This is a genomic window from Pseudomonas frederiksbergensis, assembly GCF_001874645.1.
GTDB classification, from domain to species: Bacteria; Pseudomonadota; Gammaproteobacteria; order Pseudomonadales; family Pseudomonadaceae; genus Aquipseudomonas; species Aquipseudomonas frederiksbergensis_B.
In genome coordinates, this window is the sequence record NZ_CP017887.1 from 248,496 (window position 1) to 271,634 (window position 23,139).

Genomic DNA, 23,139 nt, shown 5'->3' on the forward strand with positions numbered 1-23,139 from the left:
CCTGTTTATCGTTGGCTGACGTTGACTTGACCGCTGCCGTCTAGGCACGCGGCGAAACTGACCTGGCGCTTGAAACCCTCAACTTCCAGCAGGCCTTCGATACTGAAGGACAGGCGAAGCTGATCGTGATCACGCGGCAGGGAAATGACACGCACAGCGCTCAGGCGTGGCTCGTAGGCTTCGATGAACTTTTCGATGGCCAGACGGGCCTGACTCAGGGAGTCGTGCAGGCTCATACGCATGTCATTGAGATCGGGTAGCCCGTAGTCGGACAGCGTTTGCACGCTGCCCGCACGGGTGCTGAGCATCTTGGCCAGATGGGCAGCCACGGACGCCATGGCGGAGACCTCACGGCTCCAGCCGACGCGTTTGTCCGCGTCGCCACCCAGGCGTTCGAAAAGGCTGCCGTATGCAGTCATGAGTTAGCTCCGCTTACTCTTTGTCCAGCTTGCCAACCAGCGACAGGGTGAAATCGGCACCCATGTACTTGAAGTGCGGGCGCACGTTCAGGCTCACGCGGTACCAGCCCGGCTCGCCTTCAACGTCGCTGACGGTCACTTGCGCAGCGCGCAGTGGACGACGGCCACGGACTTCTGCGCTCGGGTTTTCCTGGTCGGCCACGTACTGGCGGATCCACTTGTTGAGTTCCAGTTCGAGGTCGGTACGTTCTTTCCACGAACCGAGTTGCTCGCGCTGCAGCACTTTCAAGTAGTGAGCCAGGCGGTTGACGATCATCATGTACGGCAGTTGGGTGCCGAGCTTGTAGTTCAGCTCTGCCGCCTTGCCTTCTGCGCTGATGCCGAAGAACTTTGGCTTCTGCACTGAGCTTGCGGAGAAGAACGCCGCGTTGTCGGAGCCTTTACGCATGGTCAGGGAGATGAAGCCTTCCTCGGCCAGTTCGTATTCACGACGGTCGCTAACCAGAACCTCGGTAGGGATCTTGGTTTCGATTTCGCCCATGCTTTCGAAGTGGTGCAACGGCAGGTCTTCCACTGCGCCACCGCTTTGCGGGCCGATGATGTTCGGGCACCAGCGGAATTTGGCGAAGCTGTCAGTCAGCTTGGTGCCGAACGCGTAGGCGGTGTTGCCCCACAGGTAGTGCTCGTGGCTGTTGGCGACGGTTTCTTTGTACACGAACGATTTAACCGGGTTTTCTTCCGGGTCGTACGGGTTACGCAGCAAGAAACGCGGTACGGTCAGGCCAACGTAGCGGGAGTCTTCCGACTCGCGGAAGCTCTGCCATTTGGCGAATTGCGGGCCTTCAAAGTGATCTTTCAGATCCTTCAGGTCCGGCAGGCCGGTGAAGCTTTCTAAGCCGAAGAATTTCGGGCCGGCGGCGGCAATAAACGGCGCGTGGGACATGCACGCAACGCTGGCCACGTACTGCATCAGCTTTACGTCTGGCGAGTTTGGCGACATGAAGTAGTTGGCGATGATCGCGCCCACAGGCTGACCACCGAACTGGCCGTATTCAGCGGTGTAAATGTGCTTGTACAAACCCGACTGCATGACTTCCGGCGAATCTTCGAAATCGTCCAGCAGGTCGTCTTTGGAGACGTTGAGGATTTCGATCTTGATGTTTTCGCGGAAGTTGGTGCGGTCGACCAGCAGCTGCAGACCACGCCACGAGGATTCTAGGGCCTGGAAGTCCGGGTGATGGAGGATTTCGTCCATCTGACGGCTGAGCTTGGCATCGATCTCGGCGATCATGCGGTCAACCATGGCCTTTTTAACCGGCTCACCCTTGTTCTGCGGCTTGAGCAGTTCTTCGATGAACGCCGACACCCCCCGTTTGGCGATGTCGTAGGCTTCGTCGTCCGGGGTCAGGCGGGTTTCGGCGATGATGCTGTCGAGAATGCTGTATTCGCCGCTCTCTTTGCTCTTTTGCTGTGCTGCGCTAGTGCTCATTGTGTTGGCTTCCTTGGCTAGAGTCTCAGGCGTCCGGGGCTGCGGCGTTCAGGCCCAGCTCACCGAGGACGCGACCGCGGGATTCGTCGTCGGCGAGCACGCCTTCGATGGCTTTACGGAACGCAGGTGCGTTACCCAGCGGGCCTTTGAGGGCCACCAGCGCATCGCGCAGTTCCATCAGTTTTTTCAGCTCAGGCACTTGCTCGACCAGGCTGGCCGGGTTGAAGTCCTTCATCGAATTGACGCGCAGTTGCACAGCCAGCTCGTCGGCCTCGCCATCTTCCTGTAGACGGTTCGGCACGCTCAGCGTCAGACCCAGTTCTTGCTTGGCCAACACTTCGTCGAAGGTCATCTTGTCGATGCTGATCGGCTTGCGATCTTCGATTTTGCGATCGTCCTTGCGGTGGGTGTAGTCACCGATTGCCAGCAGCTTCAGCGGCAGTTCAATCTCTTCCTGAGCACCGCCGGTGGCGGGTTTGAAGGTGACGTTGATACGTTCCTTGGGGGCTACCGAGCCTTCTTTGGCCATGGCTTTTCTCCTTGCGGTTGTGGCCCTGGGGCCTATTCGAGTACCACTTCGAGGTCGAGGTGGCACAGCCTGCGATAAATCTCTTCCTTGCGTTCACGTACGGAATGGTTCTGCGGTAACAACTCGCAACAGCTATGCAGTAAATGCAGCACTTCCAGCACAAGATCGGGCTCCCAGACGTTCAGGCCTGAGTCCTGTAATGTTTGGTCGAGTGTTTCTAATTGGGTCTTGGCAAGTTCGTACTTTTTGGCCATGAAGCACAGTCGAGCCAAAGCGAACTGCCAGAAGAAACGTACGCGTCCGCCCTGTGCGGCTTGCAAGCCCTGCTTGAGAACCTGCACGGCGGCCTTAAGGCCGTCCTTGCGCAGAATCGGCATGACCTCTTTCAGCGCCAGCTCCCAGGCCGACTGAGTGTCGGCGACTTCGACCTTACGCGGCGCACTGGCGCTTTGCAGGTGCGGCATGACGTTGGCGCTGATCCAGGCGCGGGTGGCCGGATCGGCGAACGGCGCGCCGTCATGGAAACGCAATTCGATGATGCCAGGCAGACGCTGAACCAAAAGCGCGAAGTGGATTTCCACTTCGCGCATTGCCATTTCGGCGTCCAGCCCTTGAAGGCACTCCCAGACCATTCTCTGGCCATCGAACCAGAACGGTGCCTTCGCCAGACTCGCCTCCAGCTCCACCAGCAGATCGGCGTATTGGGCTTGGTTGTAACGGTCCTGATAGACCTTGAGCTTGTCTGCCGGCAAGCCGCGCAGCACGGTGATTTGTTCGGCATTGCGCTCGGGGACGGCGTCGATGGGTAACCACAGCAACGTGCGGTTGAGGCGCAAGGCGCGCAGATCGGTGGCTTTCTGTTTGAGCCACCAGGCACACAACGGTCGCGCGCTCTCTTGTTGAGCGCGCAGGGCCTTGTGGGCTTCCTTTTCGTTGTCGATAGGGGCGTCAGCGCTGAATAATTGCGTGGCGGCTTGTTTGATCTGCGCCATGGCCGCACCCACCACACCGGGTTCTGCCTGGTTGTCGGCAGCGCGCTGCACCATGCTGCTCAAGCGCCGGCAAAGCGGCAACAGCATTGGCGCATCACTACCTAGATGTTCGGTAAGTGCCGCATCGAGCCCTTCCAGATGTCCCACCAAACGCCGAAACAACGGCAACTGCTCCTTGATCGCGATGTGCTCGCTCAGTATGTGCTCAAGACGAGGCACCAACCAGCCGATGGCAGCAGCCCGGGTACGCAGCTTTGCCGGGTGAATTTGTGCCCAATGCTGCTCGCACAGATGCTGCAGAAGAGCACAGCCAGCCAGAAGACCCGGAAAGGATTCACGCTGATACAACGCCCAGGTCAACCAGGCCGCAACCCGCAAATCCTTGGATTGGGTTCGCAGCAGGTTTTCGCTGTTTTCACTGATTTTCAGCCAGTCGATCTGACCGCTTTCATGCATGGACGAGGCTTTCGCCAGCTCACTTTCCAGCGCTTCGAACTCGCTCGAAAATCGAACGTCCTCACCTGCAAACTGCTGCGGGCAAATAGCAGACGTCGCGAGCTCAAGGTAGTAAGTCGATAGCTGGCATGAATAGGACACTTACGGACCCTTGACTAACATTGGTATGTTGAGGAAAGCCATTAACAGTCCTGATAATGACCTCATCCCGAGATGACCTGCCCCCACACTCATTCCATCCTTAAGGAAGGTCTGAAGTAAGCAGCAGTTTTTAACGGCCATTGCTTGAGGTTCAAAAAATTCAGACTCTATCGAAAATTAGATTGCCCCCCCGCCAACCTAAATTCACGGCTAACTTGCACATTTTTAGATCTTATTTCCCACATCACAGGCGTATCTCGCCTGCATTCAACAGCCGTTTTCGCATCATCCACAGGTTCGACAAGGCAAACCGTGCGGTCTGCCGAGCAGTGTTTTTAACCAAACCACGGAAACGCTATTTCGTATAACCAAACTGACGCTTGATCCCCCGGAATCAATGCTCAACCTTGAACACGCGAAAAATACGTCGAGTTGTTATCAAGCGGGTGCTCATGAGTAGGTCTCCAATGGTGCGTGGCTTTCAGCAGGCACACAGTTCAGTACCAGTCAATTAGGCCATACACCTCCAGCACCCGCTGTGAATTTGAATGAATTACGCTGAGCCGGGCGATGAAAAACGATGATTTACCAAAACAATAAGTCTGGTGCGATTTTCTTCATGTCATACAGCGAGTAATCACTGTCCTGTGCGGCCAGCAACCGGCCCCCTCCCGAAAGCGCTCAAGCTTAAGACTTGCAGCATAAATAGATGCAGGATTTTCCTGTAAATCGCGCAGGAAATGCCTGCAAATCGCGATTATTACGCTAGCGCGTTGTTCGTACTTTTCATTATCGTGATTGCAACTGCCGAATTCCCCTATCAAGACAGCAAGAGCCTTGCGTCACAAAGAGCGCAGTAGTCCGCGGCATCATGTTGTTTGCTGGCGCCGACGATGGACAGTAGTTGGGCGATGATCGCCTGCGGAGCGGTAAGTGCTAGGCCATCGAATCGATATCCAACAGATATGGGGCTCCCACAGTGTGCCCTCCCGTAATTACTGCTATCGCCCGATCATCATCGTCGGCTGCTGGCGGGGCCATTGCCAGCTGTTCCTGCCTTCTGTTCTCCGCGTGAGCTTTCCAACGAGGCAAATCGTCCTCAATCAGTTCGGGCAATCCTGCGAACAAACCATACACATCAGCCTCACTGATACGGTCACCCCGTAATGTGCCCAGTCGCGTCCGCGTGGTTTCTATGTTGTCGTATTCTTGTTGGAGAGCGGCCTTTTCCGCTGCTTTCGTATCTTTATATCTGTCAGAGCTTGCAGTCAGGCGGCTCTCTAAGGTGAGCAATTGCCGCTTGGCATTCTTTAATGCCTCATCTACCTGATTAAACTCATCACCAGTAACCAGCGAACAATTAGAATCCAGAGCTTCCTGCCAGCGGCGTAGGCTGGCCCAGCAGTTTGGAATGTAGCTGACGACCATTTTGTGGTCGGCATTATCAAATACTTGTCGCAAGAATGTGCCGCGCTCCGGCAGGCCGTCAGTTGCCTTCAGCGCTACGGCACAGCCGTGGTCGTTGATGGTGCTGCAACCTGGCTTCCAGAGGATCGAGGACTTCACACCTGTATTAAAGTAGACCGGCATAAAGTGTCGTAGCGTACCGTGGTGAGTGTAGGGCTCGCCGAGGATGTTTATCATGCCCAACACAAACCATGACACCCCAACAGCCGGGTTCAGTACCGTAACGACACCCTGTGCGATGTACTCCCACTGGGTGGATGTATTCATCCATGTCGATGGGACGCTTGGCACCGGGTCGTTGTGGTTGACTATGCGGTGGTGCATCAGGGGCTTAGCCCCCTCGACGAATACTTTGTCACCTGCTCGTGGGGCACCGTAGGTGTAAAGCACAATGTCTGCTGCATACCGTTTATCACGTCGTAGCATTTCAGACACTATCAGGGCTATCGCGCCGCCCAGACTGTGCCCGGTGATGACCAGTTTTTGTCCGCTGTAAAATTTTTCTAGGTAACGGATTGCAAAATCAAAGGCCACCTTGGCCGCACCATAAAATCCGTTATGCACTTTGCCAACCCCTTGTTTGAAGGGCACTTGGGTCGCATCCATGTCGCGCAGGGCATCCGCCCCACCGGCGGTGCCCCGGATCGAGATCAACATCAGCGTATCGTGGTGGGTAATGAAGGCTTGGGTATCGGTGCCATCGTCAGCTGCGCTGTCATCAAAACAGTGAATACTGGCCGGGTTTTCCTGTTTTTTACCCAGGCTTGGGCTATTCACTTCCGAGTACAGTTCTGGGTCGAAGGGCACCACTTCCAGGCGTTTGGAGTACGGCACCTCCTCATACAAGGGGTAATAGGCTTTCCCCCCGGCCTGCGCCGCATCCACCTGCCAAAGCTCGTCAAATTTTGGCAGAGCGTCACCAAACCAATTACCAATGCTCGGCTGCAAGGGAAAGCTCACGCTGTCGGTTTCTACCGGGTGTGAGATGGGTTGCTGGCCAAAGTCGCTGTAACTCAGGGTCGACATCAGCGCCAGTTGGTAGAGGTTGAGCGCGCAGAAATCATTGCTCGGTGAGAGCATTGGGCGCAAGGCGCGCAGCGGACGCACCTCCAGCACGGTGCGTCGGCTCGGCATCAGGGCAATGCCCCGTGGTGGGCGTGCAGGCGGTGCAAACCCCAACGCCGCCATGGCCAAGTCGTTTGGCGTGACGATTTGGTTCTTCCCGCCATCCAGAAAACCGGTCTGCTGGACCTTGGAGCTTATTACCTGGGACTCTTGCCGAAACAACGAGAAAACATGGGAATTTGGGGCGTGGTTTCTTTTAACCAGCGGCGGCAAGTGCGCGTCGAACTCCACCAGCTCACGTACCTCAACCTGATAGTAGTTGTCGTCTTTGCCCCTGGCTGGATTGGAGTGGGTCCGTACTCCTGATTTATGTCGAAAGCGAGTTCTCTCGGCCCGTACTTGCAGTTCGGTGATTGGCAGGGGGTAATGCTTTCGTTCTTTTAAACGCACATATGTCTTGTCTTGCCCTTCGTAAGGCTGATTTAGTTTCAACACTACCGGGCCACAATAATGATTGTCCACCTTGCCGGAGCCGGTGGCGTCCAGCTTGCCGGTGTAGACAACGTCTTCGTAGTCGGTGACCACATACGCCAAGCCTGCATAGGGCTTGCCGTCCCCCAATTCATCCACCAATTGAAAACTGGTCGAGTGCCCGCGCAGTGGGCAGGTATGGATACGACCGTCAAAGGACGGCTTGTCACTGTCTTTCAGGGGAGCAAGGCTCATGGGGTCACCTCCTTGTTTTCGGTGCAGCCTGGGTAAATGCTGCAGTTGCGACCATCGGGCATTTTGAAGGTGCTGAAGTCTTTGTAATTACCGAAGCAGAATGCGTCCTGGTCTTCAAAATTTTCGCCCATACAACGTTTCCAACCTCCAGGCACCTTGACCCAGGTATCGCCCATGTAGGGTTCTTCTTCATCAGCCAGCTTGATCTTCAGCTTCACGGTTTTGCCCGGTAGCTGATCGAGGGTGTACGCGGCAAACGGACGACCTTTGGTGACATTGCCCTGAGCGTCGGTGTTTTTGCAGTAGAGAATTTTGGTGATGTAACGCTGAGGGCCAATCGTGCGGAAAAACCACTGACACTGCCCGGAAAACTGACTTTCGCCAGCAGCATTGAAGGTGCCCTTGTCGTGAGAATCGAGATAATCCCGCACCGCGATAAATCCGGAGTCACCACTGAAATCACTTCGATCCTTACCGTAACTCGCGTTGATGTCGAGTTGAATGCTGTCCAGCACCAAGTCGCAACCTTTGCGGGTGCGGCGTATTTCGATCTGCGCATCAGGTTTGTATTCAGTTCGCCATTCGCGGTTGAACTGCGGTTTCAGGTTGTCGCGCTTGCCCAGGTTGCAGGATTGGCCCCAAACGGGCACGTAGGTCACCGTCGCCACATAGGCAAAGCCCGGTGGCAGGTCGGCGGTAAAAATAAAAGTGTTGGACTTTCCAACGGCTGAGCAGCCAACAGCCAGGGCCAGGCAACTGCCGAGAATGAAACGGTGAATGACGCGGTTCATACGGGGGCATCTCCCTGCCAATACAGTGTTTCCTGATAAACCCGGTCAAAGTGCATCGCCGGGGTTTCGTTTGGCTGGGGTAGCCAGGTTTTTGGTGGGGCGTAGTCCGGCGCGAGCAAACTTTGTGTCAGCAAAAAATGAATGCTGTCGGGTTCCTGCCAGCCCCAGGTGTGCGCTAGGTCGAGCTGGCCGCGTAGCCAGGTATCAATGCCTTGCTGTTGGGCCAGATCGAGCAACTTATCGGTGTGTTCGCGGACCAGGTAACGGCGCGTATTGTCGAACTGTATGCTCTTGAATGTGGCTTCTGGCGTAGGGGTATGGCACCAGGCGGGGGCTGCTGGCGACGGGTACTGACCGGGCGCGGGATTGTCAGTGATCGTCCATTGCTCAACCTGCCAATAACATACGCTGGCCATTGATCCGAGATACTCCGGAACCTGCTCAGGTTGCAGGTAGGCCAGCGCACGTGCGAACACGCGGTTATCGTGGAAACGATAGACGGCTTGATGGGGGCGTTCGCCCGTCACTAGGCGTTCGCGCCAATGGGTGCTCAACACATCAAGGTCGGCGTTTTCTGCGCTAGCCAGCCAACCCCAGTTGCGCTCTGGCGAAGCTATCAAGCTCCGGAGCGTCGGGAGATCAAACGAATCGAGTTCAAACAGGTACGGCCCATTTTTCGCCAACGGCTCAGCGGGTGTACCGATGTACAGGTTACGGTAGCGCTGAGCCCCCAACTCGCTGACCAACGCATTGCGATCATCTAGCTGCCCGAGAGAGTCCAGCACCAGATAAAAGCGCCGCCCTGTCGCGGACTGGTCGTGTAGCCACTGCTCCAACGTGCTCATGCGTTATCTCCAATACTGCACAGGCCATCGCGACAAGCCTCGCAGAGCGGGCAGTAGTCAGTCGCTTTTTGCTGAGCCTCTAAAACGAGGGATAGCGGACTCAGGATGATGGCGGGCAGCTCACTAGCCAGCGCCTCTGTTGCTTGTAGTGGCGCCATACCGGGCACGGGCGCACCACCCAACACAATGGGTACACTGCTGAAGATGCCCCCGGCACTGATCACGATGTGCTGACCACCGGCCTGCAATGTCAGGCTCATGCCCGCATCGAGCACCACATTGCTGGCGGTGACATGCACCTGAGGCCCGGCCTGAATCACCAACGTCCCATCCGCCGTGGTACTGCTGTTGCCAGTGATGGAGATCAGCTCGTTTCCACCAATCACGGTGTTACGTTGACCGTCGGTGGTGTGGGTTTCATCGCCCTTGATCAGGCTGGTGCTGTTGCGCCCGACCTGCTCAGCGCGGTCGTTGTCGATCTCGCTGGTGCTGTTGTTGCGGATCAGTTGTTCGAAGTCACGCTCGGCGCGCAGGTAGATTTTTTCCTGACCGGCGCGGTCCTCGATCATCAGCTCGTTAAAACCACCTGAACTGGGCGAGCTGTGGCTGCGCAACACGGTTTTGGTCTTGTTCGCCGGCAACGGGTACGGCACCGGCCTCAATGTGTTGGGCACACAGCCGGTAATTAACGGATGGTCGGGATTACCTTCCAGGTAGGTCACCACCACTTCCATACCGATGCGCGGAATGGTCACCGCACCAAAGTTTTCTCCGGCCCAACTGGAGGATACTCGTAGCCAGCAACTGCTCTTGTCGCTGCCCAGTTCGGCGCGATCCCAGTGAAACTCGACCTTCACCCGCCCGTACTCATCGCAAAAGATTTCTTCTCCTGCTGGCCCCGTCACACGCGCCGTTTGACTAACGAGTACTGCCGGGCGCGTGACCAACGGTGGACGGTAAAACACGTCCCAAGGAATGGCGCTGAAACTATTGCGGTACCCTTGGGTAAAGCCGTCTTCAGGTTTTACCTCGCTGGTGATCGCCTCCTCCAGCACCTGCGGCTGCTTGCCTTCGTGCTCCACATTCAGCAATAACCACAGGGCGTTACACGACGGACGCGGGTGCTCGCTCAGCGTGAAAAAATGCCCGCTGCGCAGGTTCGGCTGATCACTTTTGCCCTCGGCCAGTTGGTAGTCGGCACGGTGCCGCTCCAGGGCCTGCCGGGCCAGCTGCCGACCGCGCCGCTCATTGTCGATCAGCAGCGGCGAACGGTAATCCTCCAGCACAGGACTGAACTCGGCGCTGAACTGACTCTCCAGCAACAGGCTGGGTCGAGTGAAGTCGTAATCGCGGCGGGTGACCTGGCTGGTACGCGTACTGAAACGCTGACTGAAACGCCGGACCACCGGATGATCGGCCACCTGACCACTGCCCTGCTGGTACGGCGTGGTCCCGAGGGTGGGGAAAAAGGTCTGATCGTCGGTGAAGGCCAGATAATGCCCGTCTGGGTTGTGCTGATGGTGCCAGGCGATACCCTCCTCACTGCACAGCCGCTGGACGAACTGGAAATCGCTTTCCCCGTATTGGGTGCAGTACTCGCGCGCGGGGCTGCTGCTGACATGAAAGGTATAGGCATCGGCCAGGATGCCGTGGCCTTTGAGGACCTGAGCGATGATTTGGGGAACGGTCAGTTGCTGGAAAATCCGTTGCTGGTGACTGAACTGCAAGTAATGCAGGGCCGGGACCAGGGTCAGGTGGTAACGGGTCAAGCGTGGACCGGCATCGCCCACCCACACGTCTTCGATACGCCCATGCAGGCCTTCGCCATCGAGACCAAAACGCAGAAACGCCGGCTGACTGAGCAGACTCTCCAGATCGATATCGGGGCGCTCGCTGACCAGCTCAATGTGGATCGCATAAAGACTGCTGATGACTTCCGCGCCACGAAAGGCCAGCACTTTAAAGTCATGGCGCACCGTAGGAATCAGCAGATCGAACTGCGCGGTATTGGCCGGGGCGAACATAAGCGTGTCCTTGGGCGAGAGAAAGAAACCGTTGAAAATGAACGCCAGGCCCTGAGCCACTGATAAGCGGCACAGGACATCACCACGCATGGCTGAACGGCTCAGTCATGCACAGCACCCGACGCTGTCACGACGGGCGCGGGCCGAGGCGGATCGCTCAGGTTTAGCCGGCGACCGGGGTGCGCCAGTCATCGGAACCGGAAGTGCCGCAGACTTCGTGGGTCCAAGTGATCTTGCGGTAGGTGAAGTGCACGTCTTCCAGATGGGTGAAGTGGGCGTTTGCCGGGTCCTGGCAGTTGTGCATGTAGTCCTTGATGTCGACGATGATCGCGTCTTCAAGTTTGGTGGTGTAGTAGTGCTCTTGGGTGCCAGCAGCCGAAGTGCGGTACCACTGAATAGTGATTTCGCTCAAACGCTCGCCGGAAGTCAGGGCAGCCAGCAGAAGCGGCGAGGCTTTGTCGAAGACCTTGGTGATGACCACTGGTTTGTGCACGCGTTGACCGGTCGGCTGGCCGGACTGCGGGTCACGCGGGATGATCACTTCGTGGCTGAAACCCTGGACCATCACCTGGTCTTCGTGACCTTCCTGGTAGGTGTTGCCCACCGAATCGGCGGTAAAGGCGCCAGCAGTAATCAAGCCTTGTTTGGTGCCGGTGATGGACATGTAGGCAGGTGTAGCCATGGTGACACTCCTTGCTGAAAAAGAGGACTTGACAGGCCGAATTGCCTGCCAAGGCCTGACTTAACAGATCAAGGTTCGTGCCACTCTTAAAATATCGTTTAATAACAATGAGATGGAGTTATTTTCACGATCAAACTCATTTTTAAACTGCGCAACTTCTTGCGCAGATCACCTACAAAGTGCGCAACTTCTTGCGCAGCACTGCGCAAGAAGTTGCGCACTATGGCGATAGGCCTTCTTTAAAAAGTTGTGGCAACAATCAAGGCGTTGTGAGGGTCTTTCCTCGATTTATTGGATAAAAACCTGCCTGAAATGCATGAAAAAACGCCCTCGTAAAATCACGATATGGACTCCTCCTAGTTCGGCCAGGGGGCGTAAATTAAGCAACGTGCGCTGGATGCAGCCCTGCAACTCGCGGCCTGAAATGCCCCAACCATCACGCCCGTTGAGCACCGAGCTCAACGGGCGTTTCTGTCTCCGCAAGGCAACCTCGATGATCGCGACTCCCCTCAACAGCTTTCGTACGCTGGCAGCCCGCTTACAGTATTTCCAAACAGTTTCCGGTCTGCTGATCGATTGAAGCCGACGTTTTGGCCTCGCCAAAGCCATAATTTGATTTCCCCAAGACCTAGTCCCACTTCCGGCTTCGTATAAAGCGGCGTTTTTCAAGGTAGTTGTCGCGTCAACCGTTTTTCTATGCCGCTTTTCTAACGGCCTGCTGTTCCCGATCCGGGTTCAGCAGCACCGTTCCTATCGGCTCCCAGTTGCGTGTTTGTCCAGACCACCGCTCAGGAGTTTTCTGACGTGCCTGCTCATACAGCTCGCGTCGTCGTGTCAGGATCTGATGATCTTGCCCGAGATGGCGCTCTGACGGTGTGACGAAGCGGATCCGGCTGTGCCTGTGTTCGTTGTTATACCAGCGCATAAAATCCCTCACCCAACCCCGCGCTACGTCCAAGCTGGCGAAGCCTTCAAGGGGCCATTGCGGGCAATACTTGAGCGTTCTAAACAGTGACCTCACACGCGGTCGGCCACGAGATGGTGTGATGCCCAGCTCGTACATCTTGCTTAACAGCGTCAGCGATTTCATCGGTGCTCCGTTATCAGAGTGCAACACCAACGGCTTACGCAGGCACTTCTCGCTGATCACGCTGCGTTGCAGCAGAGCAGCTGCTTTCTCTCCGCTCTCTTCTTCATAAACTTCCCAACCCACTGCCTTGCGGCTGTGAATATCCAAGATCAAATACAGGTAGTAATACTTGCTGCGTATGGGCGCCGGAAGGTAGGTGATGTCCCACGACCACACCTGGTTGGGCTCCCGAGCCGCATGTGTTGTTGGCATTACAACCCGCTGAGGTCGTCGACTGCGGCCTCTATGGTGCTGTTGGCCGGCTGCTCGCAAGACGCGATAAAACGTCGCTTCCGACGCCAGATACCGCGCCTCGTCTGCCAAACGTGGAACGATCTGGCTCGGAGGCAAATGCGCGTACGTCGGGCTGTTGCACAGCGCCACGATGGCGTGTCGCTCGATTTCGCTCAGAGCATTACGCGGTTTTGGCCGCACGGTGGTGCTGCGCGCATCGGCTTGCAGCTCCGGCGGTTGGGTCCAGCGCTGCAAGGTTCTGAGCGATAGTCCGACTTCTTGGCAGGCCCGTATTTTTCGCGCTCCCGCTACGATCGCTTCGATCAACCAACCGACCAATAACTGCCGTTCCGGCAAAGAAGTCAGTTGTCCTCGTCGTCGGTCCCCCAGTAATCGTTGAGCTTTTTTCGCAGCACTAACAACGCTGCGGTTTCGGCCAAGGCAGCATCTTTACGGCGCAGTTCACGCTCCAGTTCCAGGATGCGTTTCTTGTCTTTGCGCGTCTGTTCATGATCAGCCATCTTTTGCGCCTGCACCGCTTCTTGACCGCTGATGCAGGCCTGACGCCAGGCATTAAGCTGTTCAGGGTACAGGCCGTTTCGACGGCAATATTCGCCCAACTCAAGCTGCGTCAGACTAGCCGTTTCAAGGACGGCAGCAAACCGGGCTTCAGCAGACCATTTATCAGAAAGCAGTAGGTCGTCTGGCACTTTACTTCCTTGGTTGGCCAACTTGCGCCAGAGGTACATCGATACATCACTGACTCCTTCCCGGCGACAAACCTCAGCCACGGTCAGGCTCAGCGGGGGAAGCAACATCTTCAGCAATGCGGCTTTACGTTCGGGTGAATAGTACGTCACAACCTGTCTCTTTCCGCCCTCGGTGTGCTTTTGGGGGTAAATCCAGAGAGGCGACAACTATCCTGACACCGGGGGAAAGACAACGAGCTGCTCAGGGTCATACCGGAAAGTAAAACAGTAGTTCGCTCTCACCAAAGGACCGTCATCCCGCGCACAGGCAAGCTGAGGGTGCGAGCGAGTTTTCTTTGATATTCGCGGGAGGTGGCAGCATTGCCGAGATGGGTTGGGCATTTAAAAATCTCGATACTTAACTTGAAAATCAGAATATCGACCCCATTTGAATTTTCGAGCGTCGAAGGTAAGTAACCGTTTCAGCGCCCTATCAACAACACAAACTTTTGAATGCAAGGAAATCTAATGTTTACAGATATCAAGCCTGGACCTAAGCCAGCACGAGAAGATGGAAAAGATGACAGAAGACGTCATGTAAACCCAGAAAACAAACCAAAGCACCCAACGCTGCCGACCCATAAACCTACCAAGTAAATGGTACCTCGGGTCACATACATGCAATGGACGACCAGCAAGGCTGCGCCAGTTCTCTTTTAATATCTGAATTGGAGCAGGTTCGATCCATTGCTTGACGACGCGTCAAGTCGATCTGCGCCCATTGGAGAACGAGCCGCTCATTAATCAGATAAGTTTTCAGACGCTGAATACGCAGGCAAGCGCAATCAAACACGCCGCGAACGTTTGCTCGCCGAGGTGGATCAGGTCGTACCCTGAACTGGCCTGTATGGCTAATCGAGCCGTTCTACCCCAAGACAGGCAGCGGTAGTACCCCCCGACACTGCCGCCCTCTCGACAACCTCAACTTAACGCCCTCTCAACGACGACCGAGTCGCCCCGCCAAACTTTCAACTCAACTGATCAGCAACTCTCGGTCCGCCGCTTCCAAGGCGCAAAGCAAATCGTAGATACGCCGCGACTGACCCGCAGGACGCGAGCTAGCCTCTGCCAGCAACTACCAAAGATCGATGCCAACTCAACCAGCCGCTCAATACCGGGCATTACGATCCCACGTTCGATAGGGGATACCGCTTCGTTGCCAACGCCCAGACGCTCGGCTTCCACCTCTGGGTAAACCCACATTGCACACGCTGGCGGGCTATCTCTTGACTGTGATGTTGGAGGATAGTGACTTCGTGCTGGACGCGATATTCAATCGACTGACCACGCAACGGGATGTACCGATCCCCACCGAGCTGAAATCGAAAGGCTCAGTGCAACTGGCATAACACGTCTGCATGGATGCAAGGTCTCGGAGCCCACCAGGAGCAAGGCGGCGCATCGGTGAGCTCCGGCGGAGCGCTCTAGGGGATCGACTCGCACCTCACCAACACCACAATGGGCGTTCTGTTCGGCAATACACGGTAACAGGTGGACGCCCCATATCGTTCGGCCACCGGCATGAGGCCTTCATAGCCAGGTCCTACCCAGCAAATATTGCGGGCCGTATCGACCTAGAACTACGAGCAAATCATTCTGATTGCTTCGACTGCTTCCGGCGCTCGGCTGGATTAAAAGCGAATGCATCAGGTTTGATGGACAGCATGCCAGGCCGGTTCTTAAACCACTTATTGAGCGCCTCGACCTGGCCAGGGGTTAGAGCGAGGTCTCGATGCAATGAACGCTTCAGATCGGAGATAAAGTCAGAGCTCTCTTTAGCCAGGAAGTAATTGATCCAGTAGTTGCAGGCGTAGATAGCCTGAAGGTTCTTGATTGAAACCTCAGGGCGAACAGTTTGTACCTTGGCCATCAAGTTGTTCAGATATCGATAGTCACCGTCTGCCAAGACTGCCCCCCGTAGCTTCTCCGCGAGAGTCACCAATCGCTCAAATTTCATGTCGCGGAAATCACCCAGCTTTTCAACCCGCAGCAGGAGATAGCACTCAGCCATACGGCGCTGTATTTCTTCTTTGTTGGTAGCACCCCGACTAACCTCGCCGATTACACTTGCTGCTGCAGTCGCTTGCCCACCTGGTCCGCCCCGAGTCAACTCAGGCTCATCACCTTCGAAAGCGGCAGCCGTAAGATCTGGGATCTTCTCCTTCGGATTGACCGAGTTATTTTTTGCACAGACGGGGCCTGCCTGCACCTCACGACCTTCGTCGTCGACAAGGATGCGTACCTTTCCTGAGCGGAGTCTGTTGCCGCAAAAGTTACATTCGTCGTTGGTGGAGAAGTCCACACGTAAGCTGATGTATGCCATTGATTCCTCGCTGCCGGATTCCGGTTCTCTATCACTAGAGGCTTTCTGCCGGCGAGATTAACCGCGCTCCGATAAAATACAAAGAGTCAATTCGTACCACCTCCTAGCCCCTTCTGGTCGCTGATGAGACTTGCCGCTGGCATGGGTTTGGCTAGCGAAATCATGCTGCACACATAACCCCTAGAGGCTCAGGTAAGGGCGACAGGTGATGCAATTCGGCGCCAGTTTGCGCATGTGTTCGGGCATTTTCGACTTCATAAACCAAGGGCCGGTCCTGCTGTTCGCCACCTCGACGTCCAGCACCAGATTGACGTGATTGAACGACGTGGCCAGTGGCACTACGAAGCTCCATCTTAAGGAATGGTTGAAGCGCTCGACCTTGCCCTTTGTCTGCACGAGAAAAGGCTCGTGAGAATCAGCCAAGCGCTGCCTGAGTGCTCTGCTAGATAAACCATTATCCTCTGCGGGTATCGAATCTGTGCTGACGATCCCCATAGGACTTCGTAGCGGCCTTGCACAAATAGCTGGCCCGCCGGAATAACTCCGGCAACTGATCCACCTTGCCGCTGGGAACGTCCCGGCATATCCGATACCTGTACTGATCTCAGACTGATAGCCTGCGCAAAGTGCCTTTGCGCATGCACTTCGCCCCCATGGGCTTGAGCCGCAGATGCTGAGTGTCTTTACCCAGATAGCGCATCGCGTGATGGACCTTTGGCCGAATATCTGTCACTACCGTAGCGTCCCTTGTCATCATTGCAGCTGTGGCAATACCCCTGACCTCGGGTAATCTGCTCCCATAGCCGACCAATCTGCCGGGCCTTAGCGAAATCACTGCGTACATCGGCTCCGTTGAAGAAGAAGGCAGCATGGATGTGATAGCCCCTCTCCTCAACCTGCTCGACGCTGCAGATGTATTCGGTCAGATGGTCAAAGATAGAATTGCGCTCAATTTCTCTGGCCAGCCTATCCTGATCAGTAAATGCCTACTCGACACGCAACCGAGCTTGCACCACAGAGAGGTAACACAGGTCGACTCGGACCACCACGGTATGTAGTTACGGTTAAGCACACGGTCAGTGTACTCAGCGATTTTGGCCTGTTTATCCTTGGCATGGTAACGACGATCTACCTTCCCACGTAGATACCCTTTTGCGCCTGTCAGCTGGCGGATACGATCAGTCATTGAGCAGGGATTGATCACCCTGTCGCTGCTGCCATTGTTTGAATGGATGGGAATGGGTGCCTTCGCCGTCGTGCCGCTGGCTTCCCCGGTATGGAATAGGTTGGTTACTACGATCACGTGACAGCTCGCAAAGTGCGAGGACTAATAATGGCTCACTCCGGAAGCATTCATCACCTCAATGACGATCGCGGAAAACGTCGAGGCTGCCAGCCCATTCCTGCGCCTGAGCCAACGACCGAATGAAGTAATCAAGCACTACTACCGAAGATCCTCTCGCCAAACACGCCCAAACTGCGCACTCATCCCCGGCTAGTATCGAAGCCTCGCAGGTGAGCTCCATAGGACTTTGTAGCTGCCTTACAGAGGTAGCTAGCGCGATAAAATAATGCAGGTAACTCGTCCTCATCATCAGGACGGACATGCCGGTCTATTCGGTATTCAGGATTCTCCGGGATATGGACCAGCCCCCTTACCTGATCCAATGACAGACCCAGAGCACTCGCCCACGCCTCCTCCATGCGACTGATATTGTTGGTCCTCTCAGAACGTAGGCGCCCCACCGTGTAGTGGGCATCCCGGTTGAGCAGAATGAGCAGATGGTAGTGCGGCATCCCTCCCCCACCGACCTCTCTAGCCCAGACGTAGCGAACCTTGCAGTCACGGGCGTAGTGATTGCACTCACGTGCCTTGTCTAGGTTGTGCTCGATCTTGGCGTTGAAGGAGGCAATGAACCTGCTGACGACCTGATTCGTATAGGCATGGTCAGGGAGATCGATATCTTGGGGTAACCTGAGATCCACCCTGAAAGCCAGCACCCTTGAATACTGAGCTAGCGCCTGGTCTATCGTTCGTTTTAGCCGGGAAAGGTACTCCATGACGAAAGGCCCCTTGTCGCCCATCACGGGCCGACCTTCAAAGGTGTCGTTGTAGTGCAGGTGGAGGTTGGGGTTGCCGGAATGACGAAGCGGGTAATGGCGGGGGTTGCTAGGATTTCTATTCATGGTTATGACGCCTCTGTTGATGAGTTTCATAACCTGAGTCTGCTGTATATTTTTTTACCGTTACTTCGTACCTGCCTCCTGCTCTCTTCAGGATGCGCTAGTCGATGCTGTAATGAATCTGCCCATGAATCCTACGGGTAATACGTATTAGTAAAAGCATACTACCCGCACCGCAAATAACGCTCTCGGACACACCGGGATTGAGGGCAGCTTTTTCCAAGCTGCACCGTGAATTTCTTCAGGGCGTCTACTCCGGAGATAAACCATCGATGTACGGCACTGGCGCAGCGAGAAACCTAGCATCCTCTCTCCCGATGGGCCGAGCTATGAGGAGCAGCATTACCGAGCCTGCCGAGTAATCGACTGATTCGGATCTTGCGGGAGATAGCTGAGAATGCGGAGTTTCCTCAAGCGGCATAAACGCCATGACCAGCTACCAAGCGGTCATGGCGCAGATAATTTATTTGCAGGCCATACTTAAGTGGCTAATTCGGGACGCAGTGCCCTCAAGCAGGTTGCGCGCCTCGATTCTGGCTAAGATCCAATCGTGGACCTCTCCCTCTACCCAGCCCACGCAACGCTCCCCCAGCGAGACCGGTTTTGGGAAAGTACCTTCGGCGATGTACTTGTAGATGGTGGACCGGGCCAGACCGGTCGAGTCGATAACGTCTTTCAGGCGGATGATCCTCATGAACGGGGCTCCTCTGTTCGTTCAGAGGATGGGGAGAGTCGGTAAAAAATGACTTATGGCTTCCCAGCCCTGCGCTTGGGCGGCGTGAGCAACCCGAAGTCATAGCGATTTTGCAAGTAAACTTCAGACTCCACCGTCAGCGGCCGAAGTTTGACCACGCCGGACCGCTCCTCCTTCAGCCAGACAAACGCCTTTGCGTCGATGAGGGCTGGACTCACCACCAAAGTAATGACCTTGTAGCCAAGATCGTCGGCCACGGGGAGCACGCTCATTTGAACCGCCCCCAGCGACAGAAAACTGGCTTGACTAAATCGGCTACGAAACTCATGCGCGATCTCATGGGTCAGCCTGTAGAAGTGCTCGATGATCTCCACCCATTCGGGCACCCAACAATCCGGCTCGGCTGTACCACCCTTTCCGACCCCCTTCGGTTCAGGCTGGCGAAAATCACGCCTGATCATTTCGTAGAGCTCGTCGTCCCACAGATAGGCCCCCGGCAAAAGAGCGGACCAGTGCCGGGACAGTAAAAATGAGGCATACCGATACAGCATGCTCTGGAGTACAGGGTAAACACGCGCTCGCTGCCCCATCAGGAAACGAATGACGCTCAGCGGCGTCACCAAATCTGAATCCCCATCCCTGCGGGCATACGAAGCGACATCAAAGCTGAGGATGTCGGTGTGGGTAAAACGCTTATCCTCCAGGTTCCAAGCCTGATGGCACCACGACCGCGCAGTGACTGGGGAGCCCAAAGCCTTGATGGTGGGGGCGATGCAGCGCCCGTTTTCGAGATAGTCCCGACAGCCTTTTCCCTTTGGGCCAGCGAGCACTTCGGCTTAGAGAGCACGTAGCCACCTGACAGGTCGAGGCATCGATCGTACTCTTCATGCCAGTTCTTCAGAGAGTTCTTCGTCGGGTAGCCCAAATGACGAATAGTTGCCCCGGTGTGCTTCCCCAGTTTGATGTAGAGCTTGACTGCTCGGATGCGGTCTTCGTATGAATACATGAACTACCTCCAAGTAGTCCAAGATTTCTACCGCCCCCCCTTTACGATCTCTGCAGGAGCCGCCCTGAACTCGCCAGTAGGCTCCCCCCAGGCCCACTCCGAAGAGTCAATTTTCACTCCCTCGCGTGCCCGTCAGAGGGGGAAACTCCTGGTCCTGGTGAGAGCCGCCTTGGAGCGCCTCCACTCTGGCGCGCATTGCCGCAATTTCAGTTTGCTGCGCAGCAATTATTTCCTCTGCCAACTGCCGGGTCAGTGGATCCTTCCCATGCTCCAACACCAATTTAGCCATGTCTATGGCGCCCTGATGATGAGGAATCATCATCATCAGAAAATCGACATCCCAGTTTCCGCTATAAACATGAGCATGCATATCCGTCATCATCTTGCCCATGCTTGCATCCATCGCCGAGACAAATGGATGAGTGCCAAGCTCTGGCTTCTCTGCAGTTTGGACATGATGCTCATGCTCATGCTGCGCCATTGGGTCAGCAGCATGAACCAAGGAAAAAAGCATCAGCCCTGCCATCAGGCTGAAAGGAGCGGTCACGCGCATTGAATTGCTCATAGCACACTCATTAACCAGAATGACTGGGTGTACCCGGACGCACATAAATCAGGTTGATACTTTTCTTGTTGCGCAAGTTACCCGAAGGTAATGCCAAGTTACCAACCGGAATCTGCTTGATGAACTTTGGCTGAAGTGGCTCGCTCACATCGAAGACGCTCACCACCCCCTGGCCAGCAGAAGGAGTACCGGGAAGTTCATCCTGCTCGTGACAAACGAACAGCAGGTTATTCTCTGGATTGGTCCAGATGCCGTGACTGTCGCGGCCGTGCGAGAAAAAAGTATTCACAAGCTTTCTCTGACCTACTGGGACCGCACGGTCGATTATCGCAATCTGACTGGACGCAATACCATCAGGCCCCTTGTCATCGATACGTGCATAGGTCACATAAACAACCTTGCCATTAGCGTTCTCGACGAACTCTATGTGGTTCGGACGCGCATTACCACCAATAGAGACATGATCCAGCAGATCCTGCTTGCCCAAGACCGAGCGACTGGAGACGGCATCAGCCAGCTTGTGTGAGAACCACATTTCCTTGCCATCCGGCGCCAGCTTCTGGAAAGGTGTGAAGCCGAACGGATCCTGCTTCGATATATCGATGGTATTGATCTTGACGGGGCGGCTAAAACCGTCGCCTCCTATATTCGTCTGATAAACTTCGATCTGCGATGTTTTCTGGGAAATCAGGAAAGCCAGAGCACCGTCTCTAGAAAACCACACCTGCGACGGCCCCGGCATGGTCGGAAGATACATTCTCAGGGCGCTATCCGCCGCCCCCTCAGAGACTTTTTTGGCTTTGTCGGTATCAAGGATCGCCACGCGGCCTTCGCCACGCAGGGCTACCCAGAGCTCCTTACCATTACGGCTGAACGTCGGTTCATGGGGCTCCCGCCCCACCAGCACTCCACTTGTGATGATTTGATCAGTGGTTTTTTCCGTCGCGCGCGGATTGGGTTGATTGCCAATAACCGCCATGCGCTGGGCATCAATCAAATAGACATTGCTCGTCCCACGACCAGTAGTCGCAATGAGTTTCTGGTCAGGGGAAGGTGCAGCACCATGGATATTAATCGCCCCATGGTAAAGGGGCTTACTGGTCATGGCGTTATGGACTGGAATAACGCCACCGGTGACAAACTGAAACGGCGGCCTAGGATCTTCGTCAAAGCTGGTCAGGTTCACAGTACCTTTTACGGTCAAGGTCACAGGATCAATAACGGTCAGCGTATTTGACTCCTCATTCGTAACATAAACCAAGTCGCCTGGCTTAGCAGAATTTGCCGGAATGTCAGCAGCAGCGGCTGTAGTCGCAAACAACAACGCCCCTCCGACCGTTAGCAGAGTGCGTTGGAACGCCGAGATAAATCTCTGTTTTTTCATTGCTGGTATAAACATGAGTGAGCCTCTATCTTTAGTAATGTACACCAAGCATTCAGCGGCGTACACATTTTAAACAATTAAGTGCTAAACGCACAGTACCTTTAACATAGACGTCAACCGACACCTAGTCAAATAGACGGACTCAAGGCTGATCTGTACACCGAGTGCTAGCATGACATGATTAGGCATTTCCGAGTAAATTCAGCACCAGCAGATTTTGAAAGCCTCAGTAAATTAAAACTGCCTACTGTAAAGCACCACTGTCACACAACTACTACCATTCTTGAGCCACACCGAAGTCCTGCCAAGCAACCCCGACCAGGCATTAAAATCATCAGATCTGTAACTGGAAATCAGCCTCGGTAGCGATGCACTGCCGACCCCCAAAGCAGTATCTGCACACTGCATGAAGTCGACGCGCGGGAAAGTCGAGTGACTGAAAAGCAAATTTTCGGCCACTGTCAGCCGCCAACATGCTGAGACCAGAAAAACACCGAGTGCCTAATCCAACTAGCGAACGATATCCTCGACATTGAAAATGTCCGAGCTCGACGAAGTCGTCGTGCACCTGAGCACGGCCTGGCCTGCAACAGGTGCCGAGATGAAGAACCCAGAAGACCCATACTCAGCATCAATGATCTTCCGAAAAACTTCACTCGTCGCTTTTTCTGAAGTTTACCTAGGCGGCAACCGCAGCATTATTTGACCAGTGTCACCGGCACATCACTGAGTTTGACCACAGCACTGGCCACCGAGCCCAGTAATAAACCCAAGGTTAGACCTGCACCATGGCTGCCAATAACGATGCTCTGACAGTTAAGTTCCTTGGCACAAGCAACGATGCTCGCCCCTGGCGCACCGATGCGAGTGTGGGTGGTAACGCTAATGCCCGCCTGCTGCAATTGCTTGACTGCCGTAGCCAAGGCCGCTGCGCTGTGGCTTTCGTAGTGCTCATGCAAATCTTCTGCGGTCATGCCCTGGCTAATGCGGCTGGGCAGAAGCGGGTGGACATAGAGCAAATTCACGGTGCAAGCATCGCCGAGCAAGCTGCCCTGCTGAATTTGCTTGATCACGTAGGCCAAAGCTCGATCGGCATTGGCGGAACCATCGCTGGCTAACAGTACTGTTGGCATGTTCATACTCCTTGAAAATTTATCTAACGGTGTACCACTGCAGGCCTACGGGCCTGTCAAGCATGAAGCTGTCCTATATTGAAAGAGAGCCGGATTTGACTATTTTCGCTGT

At 55.2% G+C, this 23,139-nt stretch carries 20 protein-coding genes and 3 pseudogenes; 1 reads left to right on the forward strand and 22 read right to left on the reverse strand.

Features of this window, described 5'->3' with window-relative positions; genetic code table 11:
- Positions 1–5: 5 nt before the first annotated feature.
- From tssE to BLL42_RS28750, 21 genes and pseudogenes are all read right to left on the reverse strand, one after another.
- Positions 6–419, reverse strand: a complete 414-nt coding sequence (gene tssE, locus BLL42_RS28640; RefSeq protein ID WP_071556063.1) for a type VI secretion system baseplate subunit TssE — start codon at positions 417–419, stop codon at positions 6–8.
- A 13-nt stretch (positions 420–432) separates the two neighbouring features.
- Positions 433–1,908 (reverse strand): type VI secretion system contractile sheath large subunit, encoded by a 1,476-nt coding sequence (tssC, locus tag BLL42_RS28645; RefSeq protein ID WP_071556064.1) that lies wholly within the window; start codon positions 1,906–1,908, stop codon positions 433–435.
- 25 nt (positions 1,909–1,933) lie between these two features.
- Entirely contained in the window at positions 1,934–2,437 is a 504-nt protein-coding gene (gene tssB, locus BLL42_RS28650; protein ID WP_003229587.1) for a type VI secretion system contractile sheath small subunit, read from the reverse strand.
- A 32-nt stretch (positions 2,438–2,469) separates the two neighbouring features.
- Positions 2,470–4,026 carry a type VI secretion system protein TssA gene (tssA, locus tag BLL42_RS28655; protein ID WP_071556065.1) on the reverse strand — a complete coding sequence of 519 codons (1,557 nt, stop codon included), beginning with the start codon at positions 4,024–4,026 and terminating at the stop codon, positions 2,470–2,472.
- Positions 4,027–4,270: 244 nt separating this feature from the next.
- Positions 4,271–4,420, reverse strand: a pseudogene (locus BLL42_RS28660) (IS5/IS1182 family transposase); the annotation flags it as partial.
- Positions 4,421–4,962: 542 nt separating this feature from the next.
- Entirely contained in the window at positions 4,963–7,284 is a 2,322-nt protein-coding gene (locus BLL42_RS28665) for a lipase family protein (protein WP_071556066.1), read from the reverse strand.
- Positions 7,281–8,075, reverse strand: a complete 795-nt coding sequence (locus BLL42_RS28670) for a hypothetical protein (protein ID WP_071556067.1) — start codon at positions 8,073–8,075, stop codon at positions 7,281–7,283. Before BLL42_RS28670 ends, BLL42_RS28665 begins: the two co-directional genes overlap by 4 nt.
- On the reverse strand, positions 8,072–8,920 hold the full coding sequence (locus BLL42_RS28675; protein ID WP_071556068.1) for a DUF4123 domain-containing protein: 849 nt from the start codon (positions 8,918–8,920) through the stop codon (positions 8,072–8,074). The genes BLL42_RS28670 and BLL42_RS28675 overlap by 4 nt, the downstream gene beginning before the upstream one ends.
- Positions 8,917–10,944 (reverse strand): type VI secretion system Vgr family protein, encoded by a 2,028-nt coding sequence (locus tag BLL42_RS28680; RefSeq protein ID WP_071556157.1) that lies wholly within the window; start codon positions 10,942–10,944, stop codon positions 8,917–8,919. Before BLL42_RS28680 ends, BLL42_RS28675 begins: the two co-directional genes overlap by 4 nt.
- 163 nt (positions 10,945–11,107) lie before the next feature.
- Positions 11,108–11,626 carry an Hcp family type VI secretion system effector gene (locus BLL42_RS28685; protein ID WP_071556069.1) on the reverse strand — a complete coding sequence of 173 codons (519 nt, stop codon included), beginning with the start codon at positions 11,624–11,626 and terminating at the stop codon, positions 11,108–11,110.
- Positions 11,627–12,320: 694 nt separating this feature from the next.
- Positions 12,321–13,849, reverse strand: a protein-coding gene (locus BLL42_RS29385) for an IS3 family transposase (RefSeq protein WP_129587038.1) whose coding sequence is annotated in 2 segments (ribosomal slippage) — positions 12,321–13,390 and positions 13,390–13,849 — 1,530 coding nt in all. Because the reading frame shifts where the segments join, the coding sequence is not laid out codon by codon here.
- A gap of 870 nt (positions 13,850–14,719) precedes the next feature.
- Positions 14,720–14,941, reverse strand: coding sequence for a helix-turn-helix domain-containing protein (locus BLL42_RS28705; RefSeq protein ID WP_330220790.1), 222 nt, complete (start codon positions 14,939–14,941; stop codon positions 14,720–14,722).
- Positions 14,942–15,329: 388 nt separating this feature from the next.
- Positions 15,330–16,061 carry a hypothetical protein gene (locus BLL42_RS28710; protein WP_071556071.1) on the reverse strand — a complete coding sequence of 244 codons (732 nt, stop codon included), beginning with the start codon at positions 16,059–16,061 and terminating at the stop codon, positions 15,330–15,332.
- A gap of 180 nt (positions 16,062–16,241) precedes the next feature.
- Entirely contained in the window at positions 16,242–16,400 is a 159-nt protein-coding gene (locus tag BLL42_RS30145) for a hypothetical protein (RefSeq protein ID WP_161492372.1), read from the reverse strand.
- 115 nt (positions 16,401–16,515) lie between these two features.
- Positions 16,516–16,653, reverse strand: a pseudogene (locus tag BLL42_RS30685) (inovirus Gp2 family protein); the annotation flags it as partial.
- 893 nt (positions 16,654–17,546) lie between these two features.
- Positions 17,547–18,248, reverse strand: coding sequence for an inovirus Gp2 family protein (locus BLL42_RS28730; protein ID WP_071556158.1), 702 nt, complete (start codon positions 18,246–18,248; stop codon positions 17,547–17,549).
- A gap of 460 nt (positions 18,249–18,708) precedes the next feature.
- Complete coding sequence (locus BLL42_RS28735) at positions 18,709–18,939, reverse strand: helix-turn-helix transcriptional regulator (RefSeq protein WP_071556074.1); 231 nt, start codon at positions 18,937–18,939, stop codon at positions 18,709–18,711.
- Positions 18,940–18,992: 53 nt separating this feature from the next.
- Positions 18,993–19,562 (reverse strand): hypothetical protein, encoded by a 570-nt coding sequence (locus tag BLL42_RS30250; protein ID WP_167368579.1) that lies wholly within the window; start codon positions 19,560–19,562, stop codon positions 18,993–18,995.
- Positions 19,563–19,652: 90 nt separating this feature from the next.
- Positions 19,653–19,945, reverse strand: a pseudogene (locus BLL42_RS28740) (IS3 family transposase); the annotation flags it as partial.
- Between the two features lie 106 nt (positions 19,946–20,051).
- Positions 20,052–20,510, reverse strand: a complete 459-nt coding sequence (copM, locus tag BLL42_RS28745; protein ID WP_071556075.1) for a CopM family metallochaperone — start codon at positions 20,508–20,510, stop codon at positions 20,052–20,054.
- 10 nt (positions 20,511–20,520) lie between these two features.
- Positions 20,521–21,909 carry a YncE family protein gene (locus tag BLL42_RS28750; protein WP_071556076.1) on the reverse strand — a complete coding sequence of 463 codons (1,389 nt, stop codon included), beginning with the start codon at positions 21,907–21,909 and terminating at the stop codon, positions 20,521–20,523.
- Positions 21,910–22,432: 523 nt separating this feature from the next.
- On the opposite strand from BLL42_RS28750, the gene BLL42_RS30150 reads away from it, so the two are divergent.
- Positions 22,433–22,600, forward strand: a complete 168-nt coding sequence (locus BLL42_RS30150) for a hypothetical protein (RefSeq protein WP_161492373.1) — start codon at positions 22,433–22,435, stop codon at positions 22,598–22,600.
- Here the strand turns inward: BLL42_RS30150 and BLL42_RS28755 are convergent.
- Positions 22,593–23,027, reverse strand: coding sequence for a universal stress protein (locus BLL42_RS28755; RefSeq protein WP_071556077.1), 435 nt, complete (start codon positions 23,025–23,027; stop codon positions 22,593–22,595). The two genes, BLL42_RS30150 and BLL42_RS28755, sit on opposite strands and share 8 nt — an antisense overlap.
- Positions 23,028–23,139: the final 112 nt, after the last annotated feature.

Bases quoted from the DNA above. Each gene is read 5' to 3' on its own strand.
- tssE (WP_071556063.1), bottom strand. From the start codon at position 419: ATGACTGCATACGGCAGCCTTTTCGAACGCCTGGGTGGCGACGCGGAC.
- tssC (WP_071556064.1), bottom strand. From the start codon at position 1,908: ATGAGCACTAGCGCAGCACAGCAAAAGAGCAAAGAGAGCGGCGAATAC.
- tssB (WP_003229587.1), bottom strand. From the start codon at position 2,437: ATGGCCAAAGAAGGCTCGGTAGCCCCCAAGGAACGTATCAACGTCACC.
- BLL42_RS28665 (WP_071556066.1), bottom strand. From the start codon at position 7,284: ATGAGCCTTGCTCCCCTGAAAGACAGTGACAAGCCGTCCTTTGACGGT.
- BLL42_RS28670 (WP_071556067.1), bottom strand. From the start codon at position 8,075: ATGAACCGCGTCATTCACCGTTTCATTCTCGGCAGTTGCCTGGCCCTG.
- BLL42_RS28675 (WP_071556068.1), bottom strand. From the start codon at position 8,920: ATGAGCACGTTGGAGCAGTGGCTACACGACCAGTCCGCGACAGGGCGG.
- BLL42_RS28680 (WP_071556157.1), bottom strand. From the start codon at position 10,944: ATGTTCGCCCCGGCCAATACCGCGCAGTTCGATCTGCTGATTCCTACG.
- BLL42_RS28685 (WP_071556069.1), bottom strand. From the start codon at position 11,626: ATGGCTACACCTGCCTACATGTCCATCACCGGCACCAAACAAGGCTTG.
- BLL42_RS28705 (WP_330220790.1), bottom strand. From the start codon at position 14,941: ATGTGGGTTTACCCAGAGGTGGAAGCCGAGCGTCTGGGCGTTGGCAAC.
- BLL42_RS28710 (WP_071556071.1), bottom strand. From the start codon at position 16,061: ATGGCATACATCAGCTTACGTGTGGACTTCTCCACCAACGACGAATGT.
- BLL42_RS28730 (WP_071556158.1), bottom strand. From the start codon at position 18,248: ATGAATAGAAATCCTAGCAACCCCCGCCATTACCCGCTTCGTCATTCC.
- BLL42_RS28735 (WP_071556074.1), bottom strand. From the start codon at position 18,939: ATGAGGATCATCCGCCTGAAAGACGTTATCGACTCGACCGGTCTGGCC.
- copM (WP_071556075.1), bottom strand. From the start codon at position 20,510: ATGAGCAATTCAATGCGCGTGACCGCTCCTTTCAGCCTGATGGCAGGG.
- BLL42_RS28750 (WP_071556076.1), bottom strand. From the start codon at position 21,909: ATGTTTATACCAGCAATGAAAAAACAGAGATTTATCTCGGCGTTCCAA.
- BLL42_RS30150 (WP_161492373.1), top strand. From the start codon at position 22,433: ATGTCCGAGCTCGACGAAGTCGTCGTGCACCTGAGCACGGCCTGGCCT.
- BLL42_RS28755 (WP_071556077.1), bottom strand. From the start codon at position 23,027: ATGCCAACAGTACTGTTAGCCAGCGATGGTTCCGCCAATGCCGATCGA.